Source organism: Mycobacterium sp., assembly GCF_032162605.1.
Taxonomy (GTDB): domain Bacteria; phylum Actinomycetota; class Actinomycetes; order Mycobacteriales; family Mycobacteriaceae; genus Mycobacterium.
In genome coordinates, this window is the sequence record NZ_JAVROT010000545.1 from 1 (window position 1) to 20,517 (window position 20,517).

23 protein-coding genes and 1 pseudogene are annotated in these 20,517 nt (G+C 67.1%); 11 read left to right on the forward strand and 13 right to left on the reverse strand.

The window, feature by feature from the left end:
• Together QOI01_RS30060 and QOI01_RS30065 are read right to left on the reverse strand one after the other, a co-directional pair.
• Window positions 1-451: alpha/beta fold hydrolase (locus QOI01_RS30060; RefSeq protein WP_526386872.1), on the reverse strand; the 451-nt coding region annotated here is incomplete at its 3' end.
• A gap of 86 nt (window positions 452-537) precedes the next feature.
• Entirely contained in the window at window positions 538-2,034 is a 1,497-nt protein-coding gene (locus QOI01_RS30065) for a potassium/proton antiporter (protein ID WP_526386874.1), read from the reverse strand.
• A gap of 174 nt (window positions 2,035-2,208) precedes the next feature.
• Between QOI01_RS30065 and QOI01_RS30070 the strand changes: the two genes are divergently transcribed.
• Together QOI01_RS30070 and QOI01_RS30075 are read left to right on the forward strand one after the other, a co-directional pair.
• A complete protein-coding gene (locus QOI01_RS30070) occupies window positions 2,209-2,919 on the forward strand; it encodes a potassium channel family protein (protein ID WP_526386876.1) in 711 nt (236 codons plus the stop codon).
• 31 nt (window positions 2,920-2,950) lie between these two features.
• Entirely contained in the window at window positions 2,951-3,094 is a 144-nt protein-coding gene (locus QOI01_RS30075) for a hypothetical protein (protein WP_526386878.1), read from the forward strand.
• Here QOI01_RS30075 and QOI01_RS30080 read toward each other — a convergent pair.
• On the reverse strand, window positions 3,091-3,837 hold the full coding sequence (locus QOI01_RS30080; RefSeq protein ID WP_526386958.1) for a class I SAM-dependent methyltransferase: 747 nt from the start codon (window positions 3,835-3,837) through the stop codon (window positions 3,091-3,093). The genes QOI01_RS30075 and QOI01_RS30080 overlap by 4 nt on opposite strands.
• 62 nt (window positions 3,838-3,899) lie before the next feature.
• Here QOI01_RS30080 and QOI01_RS30085 point away from each other — a divergent pair, with 62 nt between their 5' ends.
• Window positions 3,900-5,420: an alpha-amylase gene (locus QOI01_RS30085; protein WP_526386879.1), complete on the forward strand. Its 1,521-nt coding sequence runs from the start codon at window positions 3,900-3,902 to the stop codon at window positions 5,418-5,420.
• Window positions 5,421-5,468: 48 nt separating this feature from the next.
• A pseudogene (locus tag QOI01_RS30090) lies at window positions 5,469-6,110 on the forward strand (acyl-CoA dehydrogenase family protein); the annotation flags it as partial.
• 178 nt (window positions 6,111-6,288) lie between these two features.
• On the opposite strand, the gene QOI01_RS30095 reads toward QOI01_RS30090, so the two are convergent.
• From QOI01_RS30095 to QOI01_RS30125, 7 genes are all read right to left on the reverse strand, one after another.
• A complete protein-coding gene (locus QOI01_RS30095; protein ID WP_526386881.1) occupies window positions 6,289-7,224 on the reverse strand; it encodes a TIGR03619 family F420-dependent LLM class oxidoreductase in 936 nt (311 codons plus the stop codon).
• Window positions 7,224-8,405: an acyl-CoA dehydrogenase family protein gene (locus QOI01_RS30100; RefSeq protein WP_526386883.1), complete on the reverse strand. Its 1,182-nt coding sequence runs from the start codon at window positions 8,403-8,405 to the stop codon at window positions 7,224-7,226. Before QOI01_RS30100 ends, QOI01_RS30095 begins: the two co-directional genes overlap by 1 nt.
• Window positions 8,406-8,494: 89 nt before the next feature.
• Window positions 8,495-9,355, reverse strand: a complete 861-nt coding sequence (locus QOI01_RS30105; RefSeq protein WP_526386885.1) for an alpha/beta fold hydrolase — start codon at window positions 9,353-9,355, stop codon at window positions 8,495-8,497.
• A 48-nt stretch (window positions 9,356-9,403) separates the two neighbouring features.
• Window positions 9,404-9,535: a hypothetical protein gene (locus tag QOI01_RS30110; RefSeq protein ID WP_526386886.1), complete on the reverse strand. Its 132-nt coding sequence runs from the start codon at window positions 9,533-9,535 to the stop codon at window positions 9,404-9,406.
• Window positions 9,536-9,545: 10 nt separating this feature from the next.
• The gene (locus tag QOI01_RS30115) at window positions 9,546-9,782 is read right to left on the reverse strand and encodes a hypothetical protein (protein WP_526386888.1); all 237 of its coding nucleotides are present in this window, start codon (window positions 9,780-9,782) and stop codon (window positions 9,546-9,548) included.
• A gap of 184 nt (window positions 9,783-9,966) precedes the next feature.
• The gene (locus QOI01_RS30120) at window positions 9,967-10,566 is read right to left on the reverse strand and encodes a TetR/AcrR family transcriptional regulator (protein WP_526386890.1); all 600 of its coding nucleotides are present in this window, start codon (window positions 10,564-10,566) and stop codon (window positions 9,967-9,969) included.
• A gap of 163 nt (window positions 10,567-10,729) precedes the next feature.
• The gene (locus tag QOI01_RS30125; protein WP_526386892.1) at window positions 10,730-10,948 is read right to left on the reverse strand and encodes a hypothetical protein; all 219 of its coding nucleotides are present in this window, start codon (window positions 10,946-10,948) and stop codon (window positions 10,730-10,732) included.
• Between the two features lie 384 nt (window positions 10,949-11,332).
• Here QOI01_RS30125 and QOI01_RS30130 point away from each other — a divergent pair, with 384 nt between their 5' ends.
• The 4 genes from QOI01_RS30130 to QOI01_RS30145 are packed head-to-tail and all read left to right on the forward strand — an operon-like array spanning window position 11,333 to window position 13,168.
• Entirely contained in the window at window positions 11,333-12,292 is a 960-nt protein-coding gene (locus QOI01_RS30130) for an NAD(P)H-binding protein (protein ID WP_526386894.1), read from the forward strand.
• Window positions 12,289-12,579: a hypothetical protein gene (locus tag QOI01_RS30135; RefSeq protein WP_526386896.1), complete on the forward strand. Its 291-nt coding sequence runs from the start codon at window positions 12,289-12,291 to the stop codon at window positions 12,577-12,579. Before QOI01_RS30130 ends, QOI01_RS30135 begins: the two co-directional genes overlap by 4 nt.
• A 56-nt stretch (window positions 12,580-12,635) precedes the next feature.
• Window positions 12,636-12,941 (forward strand): carbonic anhydrase, encoded by a 306-nt coding sequence (locus QOI01_RS30140; RefSeq protein ID WP_526386898.1) that lies wholly within the window; start codon window positions 12,636-12,638, stop codon window positions 12,939-12,941.
• On the forward strand, window positions 12,938-13,168 hold the full coding sequence (locus QOI01_RS30145) for a carbonic anhydrase (RefSeq protein ID WP_526386900.1): 231 nt from the start codon (window positions 12,938-12,940) through the stop codon (window positions 13,166-13,168). The genes QOI01_RS30140 and QOI01_RS30145 overlap by 4 nt, the downstream gene beginning before the upstream one ends.
• A gap of 116 nt (window positions 13,169-13,284) precedes the next feature.
• On the opposite strand, the gene QOI01_RS30150 is transcribed toward QOI01_RS30145, so the two are convergent.
• On the reverse strand, window positions 13,285-13,455 hold the full coding sequence (locus tag QOI01_RS30150) for a hypothetical protein (RefSeq protein WP_526386902.1): 171 nt from the start codon (window positions 13,453-13,455) through the stop codon (window positions 13,285-13,287).
• Between the two features lie 113 nt (window positions 13,456-13,568).
• The gene (locus QOI01_RS30155) at window positions 13,569-14,177 is read right to left on the reverse strand and encodes a TetR/AcrR family transcriptional regulator (RefSeq protein WP_526386904.1); all 609 of its coding nucleotides are present in this window, start codon (window positions 14,175-14,177) and stop codon (window positions 13,569-13,571) included.
• Between the two features lie 242 nt (window positions 14,178-14,419).
• Here QOI01_RS30155 and QOI01_RS30160 point away from each other — a divergent pair, with 242 nt between their 5' ends.
• Together QOI01_RS30160 and QOI01_RS30165 are read left to right on the forward strand one after the other, a co-directional pair.
• Window positions 14,420-15,310, forward strand: coding sequence for a mycobacterial-type methylenetetrahydrofolate reductase (locus tag QOI01_RS30160; protein ID WP_526386906.1), 891 nt, complete (start codon window positions 14,420-14,422; stop codon window positions 15,308-15,310).
• A 110-nt stretch (window positions 15,311-15,420) separates the two neighbouring features.
• A complete protein-coding gene (locus QOI01_RS30165) occupies window positions 15,421-15,990 on the forward strand; it encodes an amidase family protein (RefSeq protein WP_526386908.1) in 570 nt (189 codons plus the stop codon).
• 73 nt (window positions 15,991-16,063) lie between these two features.
• Here the strand turns inward: QOI01_RS30165 and QOI01_RS30170 are convergent, their stop codons facing one another.
• A complete protein-coding gene (locus QOI01_RS30170) occupies window positions 16,064-16,237 on the reverse strand; it encodes a hypothetical protein (protein ID WP_526386910.1) in 174 nt (57 codons plus the stop codon).
• Between the two features lie 261 nt (window positions 16,238-16,498).
• Between QOI01_RS30170 and hrpA the strand changes: the two genes are divergently transcribed.
• Window positions 16,499-20,473: an ATP-dependent RNA helicase HrpA gene (gene hrpA, locus QOI01_RS30175; protein ID WP_526386912.1), complete on the forward strand. Its 3,975-nt coding sequence runs from the start codon at window positions 16,499-16,501 to the stop codon at window positions 20,471-20,473.
• The last annotated feature ends 44 nt before the right edge of the window (window positions 20,474-20,517 follow it).

The window sequence follows — 20,517 nt, forward strand, 5'->3', positions numbered from 1 at the left end:
CAGACCGGGCGCCCCAATCGAAGCCTGCGATAACGGCTTTCGGGATCCTCAGCGCATCCATCAGTGCGATGACGTCCTGCGCAACGGCTGCCTGCTGTCCGTTGCGGACCGTGGCGTCGGAGAGGAACCGGGTGCTGCCGAAACCGCGCAGGAACGGAACGATCACCCGGTGGCCACGTGCGGCCAGCATTGGCGCCACGTCGGCATAGCTGTGGATGTCGTAGGGCCAACCGTGCAACAGGATGACGGGAGGTCCGTCGGCGGGGCCGTCCTCGGCGTAACCGATGTTCAGCACGCCCGCATCGACCTGCTTGAGCGACCGAAACGCAGTGTGCGCCTGCGTTGTTGCCGGACCGGCCGTCGCGGTCTTCGGTCGTGACGTGCACGCGGCCGCGGCGGTGCCCGCCGCGGCGATACCCGCCATCAGGGAGAACTGGCGTCGATTGATCACGGTGCACGTTCCTTCCGCTCGATGTCTGGCCGCGCGCTTCGCAGCCGTTGGTCTACGAGTTGGAACGCCACTCTCCTGGCTTCAATTCAGTCCGGCTCGCCGTACTCGTCGAACCAGTACGCGAGCTTGCCCCGCCGGCTGACCGCCCGCAGCCTGCGCTCGGCGGCGGCCCGCGTCTTCGACGTGGTGACGATCAACAGTTCGTCACCGGCTTCGATCCTGGTGTCGGGCAACGGCACGAAGGTGTGTCCGTCGCGGATGATCAGGGTGATCACGCTGGGATCGGGCAGCCGAAGTTCCAGGACGGTGACGTTGTGCAGTCGTGAAGACGGTCGCACTGTCAGCGTCAGCAGTTCCGCCTCGAGAACGTCCAAGGGTGCGGCTTCGACCTGGATCTCGCGTGGCGAGTCACGGGGAATCAGCCCAAGGATGTGTGCGAGCGGTCGAAGGCTCGGGCCCTGCACCAGGGTGAACACCACCACCAGCATGAAGACGATGTTCAGCAGCCGATTGCTGTTGGGAACCCCGGCGACGATCGGAAACGTCGCCAACACGATGGGGACGGCACCGCGAAGACCTGCCCACGAGAGGAAGATCTGTTCGCGCAACGGCACACTGAAGCCGGCGAGTGAGCCGATGACCGACAGCGGTCGCGCGACCAGCAAGAGCACCAGCCCGACGACGAGCGCGGGCACCACGTCGGCGGCCAGCTCACTGGGGTCCACCAGCAGTCCGAGCAGGACGAACAGGCCGATCTGCGCGAGCCAGCCGAGCCCCTCGGCGAACGACCGGGTCGCCGAGCGATGGGGCAGGCCGGAGTTCGCGAGCACCACCGCGGCCAGATAGGCGGCGATGAACCCACTGGCGTGGAGGTAGCCGGCCGCCGCGAAAGCCAGGATGCCCAACCCGAACGTGCCGATCGGGTAGAGGCCGGATGCGGGCAGCGCGATGCGCCGCAGCGCGAGCGCGCCGAGGAAGCCGAAGCCCAGTCCGATCGCGGACCCGGCCAGCAACTCGTACACCAGACCCGCAACCGCGCTCTCCAGCTCGAAGATGAACGGCACCGCGCTGAACGTGAGCACCAGGATCACGGCGGGTGCATCGTTGAAACCGGACTCCGCCTCGAGCAAGCCGGCCACGCGGCGGGGCAGCGGCAACACCCGCAGCACCGAGAACACCGCCGCGGCGTCGGTGGAGGAGACGATCGCCCCGAGAAGCAGCGCGAGTTGCCAGTCCATCCGGAGCAGCAGGTGCGCTCCCGCCGCGGTGATCACCATGCTGATGATGACGCCGATGGTGGCCAGGGCGCCCGCGGGCGCAAGAACCTTGCGGATGTCGGCGAATTTGGTGGTCAGGCCGCCCTCGACCAGGATCACCGCCAGTGCCGCCGTGCCCACGTTCCTCGCGAGTTCGACGTTGTCGAACTGCAGCCCGAGGCCGTCCTCGCCGATGACGACTCCCACTAGAAGGAAGAGCAGCAGACTGGGAAAGCCCACCCGGGTGGCCACCCGGGTGCCGACAATGCTGGCCAGCAGCACGAAGCCGCCGACCAGGAGTGCCAGATACAGCTCGTGCAAGCTCAATTCGTTTCCGTTCAGACATCATCGCGGCGGCGGGCTTTCATCGGCGAATGCGCACGGCGCGGCCGCCGGAGTGTCGCGTGGAGTCAGTATTTCAGTACGGGCGTCGTTCGGGGTCGTGCCGTGGGCGCAGGCATCGATTCCTCGCAATGGCGCGGCATGCGGGAAGATGTGTGGGTGACGGACCGCAAGACACGCATCGGGATCGCCGGCGCAGGCAATGTCGGCCGATCCGTCGCGCAGGAACTCCTCGACAACGGCCACAAGGTTCTGTTGATCGAACGCGAACGTCGCAAGTTCGAACCGCACGTGGTGCCCGATGCCGACTGGCTCTTCGCCGACGCGTGCGAAGTGTCGACGCTGGAGGAGGCCGGGGTGGAGACCTGCGACGTCCTGATCGCCGCCACCGGCGACGACAAGTCCAATCTCGTCGTGGGCCTCCTGGCCAAGTCCGAGTTCGGGGTGCCACGGGTGGTGGCGCGGATCAACGAGATCCGCAACGAGTGGCTGTTCACTCAGGCGTGGGGCATCGACGTGGCTGTCTCGACGCCAGGCGCGATGGTGGCGGGAGTCGAAGGCGCGATCGACGTCGGCCACCTCGTTCGCTTGATGGGGTTGCGGCATGGGCAGGCCGACCTGGCGAAACTGACCCTCCCCGACGACAATCCACTCGTCGGTCGGCGCATCGGTGACCTCGATCTGCCCGCGAACACCGCTCTGGTCACCCTGCTCAGGGGTAGCAGCGTGATCCTGCCCACCGCGGGCGAAGTGCTCGAGGCGGGCGACGAGATGTTGTTCGTCTCCGACAGTTCCGTGGAGAGTTCGATCCGCGCGGCCATTCACGGTGCCGAGCCCGTTCGGGCCTTGAAGGATCTGAAGGGCTTCTAGGCTGGTTCGAGATCGAAGGAAGGGCGCCCCCGTGACCACTGCAACCATTGCCGTCGTCGTGGGATTGCTGGGTGTGGGCCTGGCGGTCAGTCAGCTGCTTCGGCTCAGGACCTGGCTGAGTAGGCCGCAGGCCGAGGAACCCACCGAGACCGACCCGGCCGATCCCCCCGCTTAGGGCTCAGGCAGCGAGACTCGCGGACTGCAGATGACCGCCAACGCGTCGTTCCGAGCAGTGACCCCGGCGGACCCGATCGTTCGTTCGAGACGTGCGCGCAGCTCCGACCGCGGGAGCGGTTCGAGCGCAAGGTGGTTGGAGAACGTGAACACCATGTTCAGCCAGTCATCGCATCCGTAGTGCAGCTCTTCGACGAAGTGACGCCGATCGAGTGCGAAGCCGCACTCCTCGAGGATCGCCGTCGCCTGATTTTCTGTCTCGATGGATGGCCTTTCGCCTGTATCGAGATAGTCGGAGTAGATCTCGTTGAGGTCGTCATTGGTCGGCGACGTCGGCGTGATCCGATTCCAGACGAGCGCCAGGCGACCTCCGGGTGCCAAGACGCTCGCGACCTTCTCGAGCGCGAGCTGGGGCTGTACCCAGTGGAACGACTGGGCGAAGACCACGAGGTCGAATGACCGGTCTGCGGGCTGCCAGTCCTCGAACGTGTCCCGTTCGACGCGGACGCCCTTCCCGGCGGCCACCCGCGCCATCCGCGCGTCCGGCTCGACGGCGAGGACCTGCGCGCCCGCCTCCATCAACTGAACGGAGGCGATACCCGTCCCGGCGCCGACGTCCAGGACCTTCGGAGCGTCGTCGACGATCAGCGCCTCGATGAGCGCAGGTGGGTACCGCGGGCGGTAGCGGTCGTACTCCTGCGCAGCGGCGCCGAACGACTCGGCCCGACGGCGGTCGGTGTGCACGGGCGGATGCTCTGACATGACTCCAGCATCCCAGCTCGCGGGAGGACTAGGTTTCGACATTGATGACGTCGCTGCCCGCCGCCCCAGAGAAGTGGACCCGTGCCCGTCACCCGTTCATCTACGAAATCAACACCTGGCCCTGGTTGAGCGATCTCAGCCGGTGCGCTGGGATGCATGTGGATCTGTCAACGGTGCCCGACGAGCAGTGGGACGCCATCGCCGACGCTGGATTCGACGCGGTGTGGCTGATGGGGGTGTGGCAGCGCAGCCCAGCCGGTGCCGCCGTGGCCTTGGCGAACCGCGACCTGGTCGCAGCGTTCCGGTCGGCATTACCGGACTGGGTGCCGGACGACGTGGTCGGATCTCCCTACTGCATTCGAGGCTATGACGTCGATGGGCATCTCGGCGGTCGCGCGGGTCTGGCTGCGGCGCGAACGGTGCTTGCCGACAGAGGCCTCGCACTGATCCTCGACTTCGTTCCCAACCACGTCGCACCCGATCACCCATGGACCTCGACTCGTCCGGAGTACTTCGTGCATGGCACCTCGGCCGAGCTACGGACCGACCCTGGCTCGTTCACCGATGTCGATGGGACGGTGCTGGCGAACGGTAGGGACCCGTACATTCCCGCGTGGCCCGACGTCGTGCAGCTCGACACCTTCTCACCGGCGCTGCGCGACGAGGTGGTGGACACGCTGCGCGACATCGCGGGTCAATGCGACGGCGTCCGCTGCGACATGGCCATGCTGGTGATGAACGACGTCTTTGCCCGAACATGGGGTGACCGCGTCGGCGATCCGCCTGCCGAGGAGTACTGGGCAGAAGTGATCGGCGCCGTCCACCGGACCCACCCGGGCTTCACCTTCATCGCCGAGGCCTACTGGGACCTGGAGGGGCCCTTGCAGCAGCAAGGATTCGACTTCTGTTACGACAAGCGGCTCTACGACGACCTCGTCGCAGGCGACGCCGTAGCAGTCCGGCGGCACCTGTCTGCCGAAGCATGCTTCCAGAACCGGTTGATGAGGTTCGCGGAGAATCACGACGAGCCCCGTTCGGCCGCGATATTCGACTCCGTCAGGGACAAGGCCACGACGGTGGCAACGCTGACGCAGGCCGGTGCCCGCTTGGTGCATCACGGGCAGATGGAGGGCCGCAGACATCACTTGCCCGTATTCCTCGGACGTTCGCCGCGTGAAGACACCGACCCCGAACTGGCGGCGTTTCACCGATCGCTACTCAAGACGCTGCGCGACAGCACGTTTCGAACGGGGGACTGGAGTCTTTGCGAAACTTTCGGCTGGCCGGGCAACGAGTCTCATCAGCATCTGGTGGCGTGGTGCTGGGACGGTGGCCATCGCTGGCTGATCATCGTCAACCTCAGTGCCGCACCCGCTTCGGGTCACGTACGCGTGCCCTGGGGTGACACGGCGGGACGCACCCATCGTCTCGCCGACCCCATCGCCGGTGACAGCTTCATCTGTTCGGGCGACGAGCTGCGCGACGGTCTCCATGTCGAACTCGGTCCCTGGCAGTGGCACTTCTTCGGCGTCGAGAGTGGACAGTTCGAGAAATCTGTCAACTGATCCCGGCACGCGGCGGTAGCGTCTCGGGCAACGGATCGGGAGAGTCGGATGACGGCGGTGCCGCAGGTGCACGACGATGTCGTCGCGCGGGCGCGCGGGATGCGGGACCTGGTGCGGGCCGAGGCGGGCGAGTCCGAGAGGTTGCGCACGATGTCACCTGCGGTCGTCGACGAGATGTGGGCCAGTGGGCTGATGTCGGCCCTGAACCCCGCGGCTGCCGGTGGGGTCGAGCCCTCGTTCGCCGAGATGATCGAGACCTGGATCGAAATGGCATGGTAGGACGGCTCGTCCGGCTGGACCGGGATCGCGAATCTGCCGTCGTCATTCGCCGCGGCGTCCTACCTTCCCGAACGGGGCTTCGCGGAGGTGTTCACCGATCACGGCAACCACGTCACGATGGGCGGGCAGTTCGCCCCCAACGGGCAGGGTGTCGTCGTCGACGGTGGTTATCGTCTCACCGGAGCCTGGAACTTCGGCTCGGGAACCGGACACTCGCAGTACATCGCCGCCGGCTTCGTCCCGATGGACGGCGGTGATATGCGCTGGATCAGCGAAGGCATCCCCGAACTACTAGTGGCGCTGCTGCCGCGGGCCGAAGTGGTCTTCACCGACGGATGGAACGTTCAGGAACTCAAGGGCACCGGGTCCAATGACTACAACGTCGGGGACCTGTTCGTGCGTGATGGCCAGCGCGGTGGTGACCCCTCGCTGATGGCCGCGTGCGTACTTACGTCCTGGTGTCGATGGCCCCGGCGTAGCGCCTCTTCCCGCGTCCCCCGCGCGCGACACATAAACGGTGGCGGCGACACGCCTGTCGGGGCCGCCACGGTTTATGTCTGGCGGGCTGGCGCGGTCACCGGGGATGGCGTCACCTGGTTACGGCGTGGAAGGCGCCGACCAGTTCAGACAACAGATCAGTTGCGTGTTGCTGATCCCTGGGTATCGACAGCGTGAACCGGACGTCGGTGACGCCCGCCTCGACGAGGGGAGGCGCCGATGCGGCGGTGGCCTCGACGTCGACCGAGCCGTCCGCGCGCTTGATCGTCGTGGCGTTGCCCTGAACCTGAAGGTGTGTGGGCTCGCCGCCGGCTCCGGCGATCGCATCCTTCATCGCGATGATCGCGGACGCGGGGTTGGCGACCGCTGGACCCCATGGAATCCAACCCGCCCCGAAGCGGCTGAGCCTGCGCGCGACGGCGGGGTTGACCGTGCCGCTCACCCAGATCGGAACACCGCCGTGCTGAAGTGGTTTGGGCATCTGATGGATGCCATCGAAGGACAGCTCGGAGGAGTCGTAGGACGCCCGCTGCTGTGTCCACAGCGTCTGGCACACCTCGAGGGTGTGGTCCAGTATTCGTCCGCGGTCCTCGAAGGACAGGCCCGCGGCGTCGTACTCCTCACGCTGCCAACCGACGCCGACGCCCAGGTCGACACGCCCGCCGGAGAGGACGTCCAGCGTGGCGACCTCCTTGGCCAGCACCACGGGACGCCGCAGGGCTGCCAACAGGATGGCGGTGCCCAGCCGGATTCTCGTGGTGATTGCGGATATCGACGTCAGCACGGTCAGCGGTTCCAGCCACTGGCCGTCGGGCCCGGTGGGCTGCCGCCCGCCTGCCACCCCTCCGACGGCAGGGTTGGCGTACGCCTCGGGCATCTCACCGAAGACCACGTGGTCCGACACCACGACGCGGTCGATGCCTGCGACGTCCATGGCCTTGGCGAGCCCGAGCGTCGCCGACCAGTCGTGGCTGGGGTCGTCGGTGAATGTTCGCAGCTGCAGGGAGATCTGGGGGAAGTCCGGCATCAGATCATGGCCCGCAGCGGGCCGACCGGATCGACACCGAAGGAGCTCAGCGCCGAGGCGTGGAAGGTGGTGCCGGGCACGTGGATCGCATGCGCGAGACCGGTGTGCGCGTCACGCCAATACCGTTGCAGGGGCTTGTCCATCCTCATCGCGTTGCCGCCCGAGCGGGAGAAGATCTGGTCGACCGCCATCACCGCGCGCCACGCTGCCCGGATCTGCGTGCGGCGGCCCGCGGCCCGGTCCTCGAAGGACACCTCCCTGCCCGAGTCGACGATGTCCCAGATCCGGTCGACGTTGGCGAGCAGTTCCTGGCGGGCGGCATTGATGTCGGCCGCGGCCTCACCGATGGCGTACAGCACGTAGGGGTCATCCTTGATTGCGGTCCGTGCGGCGGTGACGCGGTCGCGTTGATAGTCGAGGTGGGCGGCCAGCGCGCCCTCGGCGATGCCGATCACCGCCGCGGTGATGCCGAGCGGAAACATCGTCGACCACGGCATTTGATACAGCGTCTGGCTGAGGCCGGACTTCCGCTGCGTGGTGCCGTCCATCACCTCGGTGGCGTTCATGACGCGGTAGTCCGGGACGAAGGCGTCGCGCACGATCACGTCCTTGGAGCCCGTTCCCCGCAGACCGACGACGTCCCAGGAGTCCTCGACGATCTCGTAGTCCTTGCGCGGCAGGATGACGTGAAACATGGTGGGCGGCATGACAGGTCGACCGTCGTCGCCCCCGAGCATGCCGCCGAGGAAGATCCAGTCGCAGTGGTCGGTGCCCGAGCTGAACTGCCACCGGCCGTTGAACACGTAGCCGCCGTCGACCGGTCGGGCGACGCCCTGGGGGGCGTAGGGCGAGGCCATCCACGTGTCCTGGTCCTCGCCCCAGACCTCCTCCTGCACACGCGGATCGGCGTATGCGAGCTGGTAGGGATGCACGCCCACGACACCGTTGATCCATCCGCTGGCGGGATCGAGTGCCGCGGTCGCCATGACCGTCTCGGCGAACTCGCGGGGGTGCACCTCGAATCCGCCATACGTCGCGGGCTGCAGCAATCGGATGTTGCCGACCGACTTGAGCAGCTTCGCGGTCTCGTCGGGCAACCGGCCCAGCCGCTCGGCGTCGGTGGCCTGCTCGCGCAACTGGTCGGCGACACCATTCAGCCGGTCGATCACCCGTTCGGACATGATGTGTCCCCTGCCGTCGTGTGGGTGGTGCGGTTCTACTCCGTCCATGGTGGACCCCGCCGCCGTCCGTCGATCGTGAGTTGTGCCGATCAGCTCCGGTCGCGGAGCAGAAAGCTCAGCACGGTGCTCTCGAACGCCGCCTTCTGTTCGATCATCACCCAGTGCCCGCAGTTTCCGAACACGTGCAGTTCTGCGTTGGGGATGGTGCGCATCGGGATGAGCGCCATGTCGAGCGGGCTGACTCGATCGTCGCGGCCCCACGCCAGCAGCGTGGGCGCCTTCACCTTGTGCATCATCGCCCACGGCGGTGGGGTGTCGGAGGCTTCGGCCATCTCGGCGTACTGAGCGAAGACCTCCTTGCCGTACATGCGCCGCGCGCTGGCCAGCGTCTCCGGATCGGTGGCCAGCGCCCAACGTTCCTCGATGAGCTGCTCGGTCACCAGGTCCTGGTCGTAGACCATCGACCGCAGCCAGTCGACCAGCCGCTGGCGGGTCGGCTCCTCGGTGAACTCCTGGAGAAGCTTGATGCCCTCACCGGGGCCGGGACTGAAGACGTTGCGGCCGATGCCGCCGATGCTGACGAGTCGTCGGATGCGGCCGGGATGCTTGATCGCGAAGTTGACGCCGATTCCCCCGCCCATCGAGTTGCCGATCACGTCGATGGTGTCCAATCCCAAGGCGTCGACGAAGGTCACCAGCGCCTTCTGGGCGGTGAGCATCGGGTGCCCGCCGAAGTCATCGCTGACACCGAAACCGGGGAATTCCAGTATCAGGCAACGGAAGTGCTCGGCGAAGACGGCGAGGTTGCCGCGGAAGTTGCGCCAGCCCGTGACGCCGGGACCCGAGCCGTGCAGCAGGAGCAACGGGCTGCCCGAGCCAGCTTCGTGGTAGCGCAGTACGCCGTTGGCGGTGGTCAGCTCGCGGAGGGTGTCGTCATGGGTCAGGTTCACCGGTCCTTCATACCGTGCTGCCGATCTCGCGTGGACGTCGGACCGACGCTAAAACCCCTTGGCCGCCAGCCAATCCAGCGCGACGTTCGCCACCTCTTCCCAACCGTGGTCGATGGTCAGCGAGTGACCGCGGCCCTCGAAGACGTGGAAGTCGGTGACCGCCTGGCTCTTCTCGTTCATGGCGACGACCTCATTCGTGACCTTCAGCGGCACGGTGTGGTCGTCGGTAGTGAAACTGCCTGGCGTTCAACGACATCGTGCGGGGCAGGTCGGTGGGGTTGTCCAGGACGGGGAACGCCGACTTCAGCTGCGCGAACGGCAGCGCCTTGACCCCCTCGACGCCCGCCGGGTCGATGGCGACGGCAGCGGCGACCAGATTGTTGGCCAGCAGCTCCTCGGCGATGAGGCGGCCGAACGAGTGACCCACCACGACAGGCTTGACATCGGGCGACCTTTCAGATCGACGTCGGTATGCCGCCAGCCTGGCACCGGGACGGGTGGATCGCGTCCGCGGACGGGCATGTGTGCACCTGAGGCAAAGTGCCGTTCACCGTCGCAACAATGCGTCGGCATTCACCGGCGCGCAGGGAACTCGCAGCGCGGAGCTGGGGCTACCCGTCGCCGCCTGCGGGCCGCGGCCAACTCTCGATGTCGGCAGCCATGGTTTCGGCGAGTTCCGCGGCTTGGATGGGGTCGATGCGGGAGGTCACCATGATCCCGATCTGGCCGGCAGTGAGTACGTCGGCGGTGCCATCGACGTCACGCACGGTGCCTGCCGACTCGGCGAGCGACTTGTAGATCGCGGCGCGCACCCGTCTGCGGTAGCCCCGCACCAACGTGGCGGCGGCGTCGTCGAGGTCGTTGAGCTCCATGAACGTGTTGAGCATCAGACATCCACGGGTGGCGATCTGATCCGGCGCCGCCCGCAAGAACCGCGCGAGTGACAGGAAGTACTCGACGAGTTCTTCCCGACCGGAATCGGGGGCTTCCATTGGTCCCAGCAGCGGTCCGATGACCTCGGTGAGGTAGCTGTTGACCGCGTACCCGAACAGGTCGCGCTTGCTCTCGAAGGTTTCGTACAAGCTCGAGCGACTCAGCCCGGTGACGGCTTGCAACTGCGCCATCGACGTCGACGAGTAGCCGCGCTCCCAGAACACGTCGCGGGCTGCGCGCACGACCGTGTCGTAGTCGAACTCGCGTGACCTCGCCATGTCCGTCGTCCTTCTAGTCCGACGGCAACCGGGCGAGGCCGGGGGTCAGGGATTTCACAGTGTTCATCGTAGGGTCCGTGGGATGCCGACGGGTGCGCCGGTCGACATTTCGGACCGATCGATCTACAGTTATTTCGGACCGATCGATCTAGTATCGGCACATTCACCGGAGGCCGCCCATGACGTTGGTCCTCGACACGAACGAGTTCCCCGTCACCGACCGCGCCGAGGTGGTGCGCGAGGCGATCGCCACGACGATCGTCCCGGTGGAGATCGCCTGGCCGAACCGGACGACCCGGGTGGCTGCGCAGGGCGTCATCGGTGACCTGGGCCAGCTCACCGTCTGTTCGATCCGGTCGACCGCCCACGTCGTGGAACGCACTGCGCGTCTCGCTCGAGATTCATTGGAGCCAGCATCTTTCCGGGGCCGCAGGTCACGGGCTCGAGCATCGTGGTGCAGGGCGACCGAGAGGTCGTGCTCACGCCCGGCAGCCTCGTGGTCTACGACTCGACCGCCCCGACGGCTTCACGAGGTACTACCGCGTCGACGTCACCGCGCTGATGGCGTCCTCGCCGTCGTTCTGGAAGGCCACCGAATATCTGATGGCCAATCACACGATCGCCGAACGCATGTTCCGCCCCTGCTGTTCAACAGTTACGACAATGCCGAAATCGCCGAGGTCGGCACCGAACTCGACGACCTGCTGGCCCAACTCATCCGGCGACTCGGGAGCCAGTTCACCATCCCCACGGACGGAACCTAGACATGACCACTGACGTCAGGCCACTCCTAGTCACCGGCGCAGGCGGAGGCGTGGGCGGGGTTGGCGCGAGCGTCGTCACCATGTTGCGCGACAAGGGATTACCGGTTCGGGCGATGGTGCACCGCGACGATGCCCGCGCCGACGCGCTGCGGGCCACGGGCGCCGAGGTGATCGTGGGCGACCTCACCAGACCCGACGACGTCGCCGCCGCCATCGCTGGGGCCGGGCGCGCGTACTTCAGCATGAGTGTGTCCCCGCACTACCTGGAGGCGGCCGCCACCTTCGCGACCGTTGCCGTCGACACCGGATCCCTGGACGCCATCGTCAACATGTCGCAGATGACGGTCGCGCAGATGACGTCGACCAGTACCGACGAGTCGCCGCAACAGCGCCAGCACTACCTCGCCGAACGGACCTTCGACTGGTCAGGCCTGCCGGTCGTCCACGTCCGCCCGACGGTGTTCCTGGAGAACCCGCTCTTCACGACTGCCGCCGCCCGCAGCATCTCCGAATCGGACACATTGCTGCTGCCATTCGGTGATGCCCACACCTCCCCGATCAGCGCCAAAGACGTTGCGCGAGTGATCACTGCCATCATGGTGGATCCCCGCGAACACATCGGGCAGGCCTACAACCTGACGGGCGCCCGATCACAGTCACTGCACGGCATCGCCGAAGAGTACTCCGCGGCACTCGGTCGCCACATCGCCTACACGCCCGCGCCGCTGGAGGAGTGGCTGTCGGCGTTTCAGCGATCCGCAGAGCTGGAGCCGCATACGCTTCGGCACATCGCCACCATGGCGCGACTGCACGCCGCCGGGCGGTACGACCGTGCCACCGACACAGTCGAAAGGCTCACCGGGACACCACCGGAAACGGTGGTGGAGTTCGTCACCGAGCACCGGGACCTGTTCTCCGGACAAACCGCAGGCCACAAACCCGAGCATACGAGGAGCGAATGAACGACCTCTTGCAGTTGGCCGTGGATGCCCACGGCGGCCTGGATCGCTGGAATGAGTTGCAGTCCTTGCAGACTGAGCTGTCCATCACCGGAGCGATATGGCGGATGAAGGGCAAGCCGGACGTGTTCTCCGACGTCACCCTCACCGCCGACCTGCACTCGCAGCATATGCCGATCACACCGGTGGCGGGTGCAGGAAGGCAGTCCGTGCTCGACGATCGTCGCCTGAGCCTGGAAACGACCTCCATGCCGCCTACTTCGCGAGCGAAGCTCTGTGGACCTACCTGACCACGCCGTTCCTCCTCCCCGCGGGGAGCTGCGATCGGCTACACCAGAGGAGAGACATGACCACGCCCCAGGACCTCGTCGACCGCAATGCGACATTCGCGGTCAACGGATTTCAAGCGGGCCTGACCATCAACCCCGGTGGAAACGTGATGGTGATCGGTTGCGTGGACCCGCGGGTAGACCCCGGACACGTGCTCGGGCTCGCGAACGGCGAGGCGGCCATCATCCGCAACGTTGGCGGCAGGATAACCCCGGCCACGCTGCGCACCTTGGCGATGCTGAGCAAGGTGGGCCAGGCCAACGCGGAGAGTCGCAGCCCGGCTGGAACCTGGTCCTACTGCACCACACCGACTGCGGAATGACCGATCTGGCGGCCTTTCCCGACATGCTCGCCAAGTACTTCGAGATCGAGGTCGCCGAGCTCGACGCGAAGTCGGTCAGCGACCCAGACACCTCAGTACGGGTCGACGTGGATGTCATCAGACGCAGCATCCACGCGCCGGCGTATCTGGTGTCGGGTTTGGTCTACGACGTCGACACCGGAGTGGTCGAGGTCGTCGTCCCGCCAACCCAGGTGCCGGTCGACTGATGCGAGGTGCACCCTCCACGCACCGTTCCACTTAGGTTAGCCATGCACTACATGGCGACTGTCTATGGTTCCGTTTGGACCGCTGCGATCAGGAACCCTTCGGTCGCGCTAGAGCGTCAGGCGTCGGAGAGATCCTCGACCGGCTTGCCCGTCAGGGCGTTGCTCAGCTTGGGCACCAGAGGTTCAACGCGTAGAGCATCGCGTTGGGTCCACTGAATGCCAGTGCGGGTCGTCACCGTCTCACCTGCGGTGGTCTGCTCGGCCGCGGGGGCGCTGCCACCCCACACCCGCTCAACAGAGCAACTCCGAGAACGATGATCGAGACGAGGGCGAAGGCGCGATTCGCGCGTGAAGACAGTCCGATCAGCCGCATTTGGTTAGGCAACATTACCTAACTTCGCTATGGGAAGGTCCGTGTCAGGCTCGGCAGAATCACCTGGTCGACCAGCGCGATGACGGTGGCGTCGGTGGGTGGTCGGCCCGGAATCATGTTCCGGAAGACCAGGTATCCGGGCAGCACGTCCCAGAGTTCGTCGCAGATCGCGGCGGCGTCGATCTCGCCGCGCTCGACCGCTTGACGCAGGATGTCGGTGATGAGTGCCCTGCGCTGGTCGACGAACTCGTGCTGCATGGCGTCGCCAAGTGCGGGGTTTCGCGTCAACTCGGGGAGAACGGCTCCGATCGTGCTGGCGTGCTTGGCCGCCTGTTCACGGATGATCGTGCCGAGCGCCAGAAGGTCGCCGCGAAGGCTGCCGGTGTCCGGCGAGACGGCGACTTGGCGGATGCCCTCGGTGAATGCGGCCAGTACCAGCTCCGCCTTCGATGGCCAGCGGCGATAAACGGTGGCCTTGCTGGCCTTCGCAGCGGCCGCGACCGCGTCGACTGTCAGTCGTTCATAACCGTTCTGCTGCAGTAACTCGAGCGTCACGGTTAGGAACTCCGTCTCGCGCGCAGTCCAGGGCGACGGTACCTCGGGTCGGTCAGCGCTGCTGGAAGTCACGGACGTCACATTAGTAAGCTTTTCGGCAGTACGGTCCAGTACCGTACTGTTGGTCAACGATCCGCTGTCCAACAAGGGGCGCCATGACACCACAGACGCCTTCCGCGTGGGCTTCCGGACGCGTCCTCCGCGCCCCGCCGCTGCATGCCCATCCAGGACGAATCGGTAGGGTGTGCTCGCGGCGGCCTGCGATTCGCGGCAACGCGCGATGCGCCGCCAGTTAATTCAGTGATGTGACAAGGAGCAGTCCGTTGGCCCTCAACACCATCGCGTTGGAGCTCGTGCCGTCCAACGTGGAACGCGGTGCGGACTACGCGAAAGAAGAGGCGCAGAAGGTGCTGGCGCTCTCCGTCGAGGCAGGTATCGAGGGCCGGATCCGCCACGTCATGGTCCCCGGGATGATCGAGGAGGACGACGACCGTCCCATCGAGATGAAGCCGAAGCTGGACGTGCTCGACTACTGGTCGATCATCAGGCCGGAGTTGCCGGGGATGAACGGCCTCTGCACCCAGGTGACCTCGTTCCTTGACCAACCCGCCCTCGGCCGGCGACTGGCCGACCTGCGGGCTGCCGGGTTCGACGGCATCGCCTTCGTCGGCGTGCCGCGCACGATGGCTGACGGCGAGGGCGCAGGCGTCGCCCCCACCGACGCCCTGTCGATCTACGGCGATGTCGTCCCCAACCGTGGCGCCATCCTGATCCCCACCCGCGACGGCGAACAGGGCCGGTTCAACTTCAAGTGCGACCAGGGCGCAACCTACGGCCTGACCCAGCTGCTGTACTCGGATGCGGTCGTGGGCTTCCTCACGGAGTTCGCCAGGACGACGGACCATCGTCCCGACTTTCTGCTGTCCTTCGGGTTCGTGCCGAAGATGGAGGCCAAGGTCGGGCTGATCAACTGGCTGATCCAGGATCCTGGCAACGCCGTGGTCGCCGCCGAGCAAGACTTTGTCAAGGAGCTGGCCGTCGCCGAGCCGGCGGACAAGCGCAAAAAGCTGGTCGACCTCTACAAGCGGGTGATCGACGGCGTCGGTGACCTCGGCTTCCCGCTGAGCATCCACTTCGAGGCGACCTACGGCGTCTCCCGGCCTGCCTTCGACACCTTCGCGGAGATGCTCGAGTACTGGTCGCCGGACCGCTGACGCGACGCCAGCGGCGGCAGACCAGCTGCCGTCGGGGCGTCGACCTGACCAAGGAGGCCGACGCGGGCGGTTCCGCGGTCCGCTGCATGGGATTCCGGTCGCGGTCAAGGATGTCATCGACGTATGAGGCCGGCGTGCGGGTGGGCACCGTCGCGCGCGCCGCGCTCGGCGAGCTGGACGACGAGGTCGGGGACGCCGTCGAGGAGGCCGCGCACGTCCTGGCGGCGGCCGATGTGCCGCCATTTCCTGCTTGGAGCGCCCCGCGCGCTGTCTACGTGTTGGCGGACTTCCTCGACGTGCACCGTAGCGCGGGATGGTATCCACAACGTCTCGACCGATACGGCGACGAGCTGGCGAGCTACTTCGCGACAGCCGAGCGCATCACCCCGGAGGCGCGAGCGGGCGCAGTCCGCGAGCTCGAGGTCCTCGAACGGCGCCTGCGGGCAGGCATGGCCGACGTCGACGTCCTTGTCCTCCCGACGACCCCGATAGCCGCACCGCTGGTGGCCGACTGTGTGGACCGTCCCGATGACGAAGGTCGCGCCGCCATTGTCGGGACGCTGATGCGGCTGTGCAGACCGTTCAGCTGGTGCGGCCTGACCGCTGTCACGGTGCCGTGCGGCACAACCGCCGAGGGTCTGCCAATCGGGTGCAGACCGCGGGTAGCGACGTGTCGATAGTTCTCAATCTCGCCGTCGCCTACCAGGCTCGTACCGGACATCACCTGCGCGAGCCTGCGGCCCACGGCGTCCGCTAGGAGCTGTTGGCTTCAGCGAAACCGAGTCTTCTGCTGTGCTTTTCGCGTAACAGAAGGTGCCCGGTGATCACTACCACCACTGTGCCCGCGGCGGCGACGCCCAGCGGGATGGCCACGTGAATCTGCAGCAACGCAGCCCCGGCCAGCTGCGGCCGATCCGGTTGTCGCATATGCGGAATCAGTACACCAGGATGGCGAACAGGGTGCACAGCACCAGTCCGGCCATGACGGGCGCCCGCGCGCAGCGCGATCGGCGTGCAGTGCCTCCCAGCGGGCTCACCCGTGGAGGTCGAATTGGTCGCCACGACGGTGCCTGCGTGAGTGCTCGACCGTGAACGCCGATCCGGTGTCCTCCCGTCCGACGACATTGGCTGCTGCCGTCCGACGACTCAGGCGATCGTGCTGCATCGCCGCCGCCTATCGTTGGCCGAGTGTCCGAACCGTCCCGCGACGAGGTGCGCGAGCTGCGTGCTCGCCTCGATGGCCTGACAATCCGCGACGCCGACCGCCTCCGTCGCCGCCTCCGCGGCCTACGGGGGAGTGATCCCGCAGCGGTGAAGAAGCTCGCCGCACAATTCACGGCGGCCGAAGCGCTCGTCGCCACCCGCACCGCAGCCGTCCCGGCTATCACCTACCCCGACCTGCCGGTGAGCGAGCTGCGCGGTGACATCGCCAAGGCGATCAGCGAGAACCAGGTAGTCGTCGTCGCCGGTGAAACCGGCTCGGGTAAGACCACTCAGCTGCCCAAGATCTGCCTCGAACTGGGTCGCGGCATCCGCGGCACCATCGGGCACACCCAGCCGCGCCGGCTGGCCGCCCGCACCGTTGCGCAGCGCATCGCCGACGAACTGGACACCCCGCTAGGTGAGGCCGTCGGCTACACCGTCCGCTTCAACGACCATGCGAGCGACCGCACCCTGGTGAAGCTGATGACCGACGGCATCCTGCTCGCCGAGATTCAGCGGGACCGCCGCCTGCTCCGCTACGACACCCTGATCCTCGACGAGGCTCACGAACGCAGCCTCAACATCGACTTCCTGCTGGGGTATCTGCGAGAGCTGCTGCCGCGGCGTCCGGACCTGAAGGTCATCGTCACGTCGGCGACGATCGAGCCGGGGCGTTTCGCGGCGCACTTCGGGGGTGCCGAACATGGATCCAGCGATGGCGCGCCGATCGTCGAGGTGTCCGGACGGACCTACCCGGTCGAAATCCGTTACCGCCCACTGGAACGGCGGGTAGGAGCGAAGCGACTCGGGGAGGCAGGCGAAGTGGTCACGCGCTCGGACGACAGTTCCGAGGACCCCGACGATCCCGACCATGACGTGATCCGTACCGAGATCCGCGACCAGACCGAGGCGATCATCGACGCCGTGCACGAGCTGGAGGCCGAGCCGCCAGGTGACGTGCTGGTGTTCCTATCGGGGGAGCGCGAGATCCGCGACGCCGCCGAAGCATTGCGCGACGCGCTGAAGTTCACGGAGGTGTTGCCGCTGTACGCGCGGCTACCGACAGCGGAGCAGCAGAAGGTCTTCGCGCCGCACACCACCGGCCGCAGGGTCGTGCTGGCCACCAACGTCGCCGAGACGTCGTTGACGGTGCCTGGAGTCCGCTACGTCGTCGACCCTGGTACCGCGCGCATCTCCCGGTACAGCCGCCGCACCAAGGTGCAGCGGCTGCCGATCGAGCCGATCTCGCAGGCTTCGGCCGCGCAGCGGGCGGGCCGGTCGGGGCGCACCGCGCCAGGCGTGTGCATCCGGCTGTACTCGGAGGCCGACTTCGAGGGAAGGCCGCGCTACACCGACCCGGAGATCCTGCGGACCAACCTCGCTGCGGTGATCCTCCAGATGGCGGCCCTCGGCCTCGGTGACATCGAGAACTTCCCGTTCCTGGATCCGCCCGAGCAGCGCAGCATCCGCGACGGCGTCCAGCTCCTGCGCGAGCTCGGCGCGTTCGATGGCGAAGGTTCCATCACCGAGCTGGGCCGCCGCCTCGCCCGGCTGCCGCTGGACCCGCGCATCGGCCGGATGATCCTTGCGGCCGACGCCGAGGGCTGCGTGCGCGAGGTGCTGGTGCTGGCCGCCGCACTGTCGATCCCCGATCCGCGGGAAAGGCCGAGCGACCGGGAGGAGGCCGCGCGGCAGAAGCACGCCCGGTTCGCCGACGAGGCCAGCGACTTCATCTCCTACCTCAATCTCTGGCGCTACCTCGGAGAACAGCGAAGGACGTTGTCGGGCAGCGCCTTCCGGAGGATGTGCCGAGAGGAGTTCCTGCACTACCTGCGCATCCGCGAGTGGCAGGACCTGACTGGTCAACTGCGGAGCATCGCCCGCGACCTCGGCATCCGCGAGAGCGACGACCCAGAGCCGGCCGATCCCGCGCGCGTGCACGCCGCGCTGCTCGCAGGGCTGTTGTCCCACATCGGATTACGGGAGGGCGACACGCGGGAGTACGCCGGCGCCCGCAACTCCAAGTTCGTCCTCGCGCCAGGCTCGGTCCTCACCAAGCGGCCGCCGCGGTGGGTCGTTGTGGCGGATCTGGTGGAGACCAGCAGGCTGTTCGGGCGGATCGCGGCGCGCATCGAACCGGAGGTCGTCGAGCGCGTCGCGGGCGAGCTGGTGCAGCGGACCTACAGCGAGCCGCACTGGGACGCCAAGCGGGGCGCGGTGATGGGCTTCGAGCGGGCGACGCTCTACGGACTGCCGCTCGTCGTACACCGCCGTATCGGCTATTCACAGATCGATCCGCAACTGGCCAGGGAGCTGTTCATCCGGCACGCGCTCGTCGAGGGCGACTGGCAGACCCGCCATCACTTCTTCCGCGACAACACCCGGCTGCACGAGGAACTGGCCGAGCTGGAGGAGCGCGCCCGCCGCCGCGACCTACTGGCCGACGACGACGAGATCTACGCGTTCTACGACGCCCGCGTGCCGCCGGAGGTGGTGTCCGCGCGGCATTTCGACGGGTGGTGGAAGAAGCAACGGCACCGCACGCCGGACCTGCTCTTGATGACCCGCGCCGATCTGCTGCGCAACGACGAGGACGCCGACCAGCCGGACACCTGGGAGGCCGCCGATCTGTCGCTGCCGCTGACTTACCGGTTCGAGCCGGGCGGCGAGGACGACGGGGTCACCGTGCACATTCCCGTGCAGGTGCTCGCACGCCTTGGCGGAGACGAGTTCGCCTGGCACGTACCGGCATTGCGCGAGGAGCTGGTGACCGCTCTCATCCGTTCGCTGCCAAAGGACCTGCGCCGCAACTTCGTTCCCGCACCGGACACCGCGCGTGCCGTCCTGACGACCTTGGACCCGGGAACCGGACCCCTCCTGGAGGCTCTGCAACGCGAGCTGCAGCGCCGCACCGGCGTGCTGGTGCCGATCGACGCGTTCGATCTCGGCAAGCTGCCCGACCACCTGCGCGTCACGTTCGCCGTCGAGTCCGACAACGGCGCCGAGCTGGCCCGCGGCAAGGACCTCGTCGCGTTGCAGGAGCAGCTCGCCGCCCCGGTGCGGGATGCGGTCGCCGAGGCCTTCGCGGGGGCGCTCGAACGGACGGGACTGCGCGCGTGGCCGAGCGATCTCGACGAATTGCCGCGCACCGTAGAGACCACTGGTGGTGGCCGCGCCGTGCGCGGGTATCCCGCGTTGGTCGACGCGGGCACCTCGGTAGACGTGCGAGTGTTCGCCACCCCGGCCGAACAGGGCGCCGCGATGGGGGAGGGGACCCGCCGACTGCTGAGGTTGTCGGTGCCGTCGCCCGCGAAAGCCCTAGAGAAGCAACTGGATACCCGAACCCGCCTCGTGCTCGGTGCCAATCCCGACGGCTCCCTGGCCGCGTTGCTCGAGGACTGTGCGGATGCCGCGGTGGCCGCCCTCGCGCCGAAACCGGCATGGAACCGCACCGAGTTCACCGCGCTGCGCGATCGGGTGGCCGGGACCATGGCCCAGACGACCCGTGACATCGTCAGCCGGGTCGAGCGGGTGCTCGCCGCGCTGCGCGAGGTCCAGATCGCCTTGCCCGAGAAGCCACCTGGCGCACAGGCAGACTCCATCGCCGACATCCACGCGCAGCTGGCCGCCCTGCTCCCGGAGGGCTTCGTCACTGCCACCGGAGCCACGAGTCTGCTCGATCTGGCCCGCTACCTGACCGCAATCGGCAAGCGCCTCGACCGGCTGCCGCAGGGCGTCAACGCCGACCGTGACCGGATGCTGCGCGTGCACGTGTTGCAGCACGCTCTCGACGAACTCGTCGGGGCGCTTTCGCCGTCGCGCGCGGCCGCCGACGATGTGCGCGACGTCTCACGGCTGATCGAGGAGTTCCGGGTGAGCCTATGGGCCCAGCAGCTCGGCACCGCGAGACCGGTCAGTGAGCAGCGCATCTACCGGGCGATCGACGCCATCCGACCCTGATCCCGGTCCAGACACAGAAGAAGGGGACACCCGCGGTGCGGATA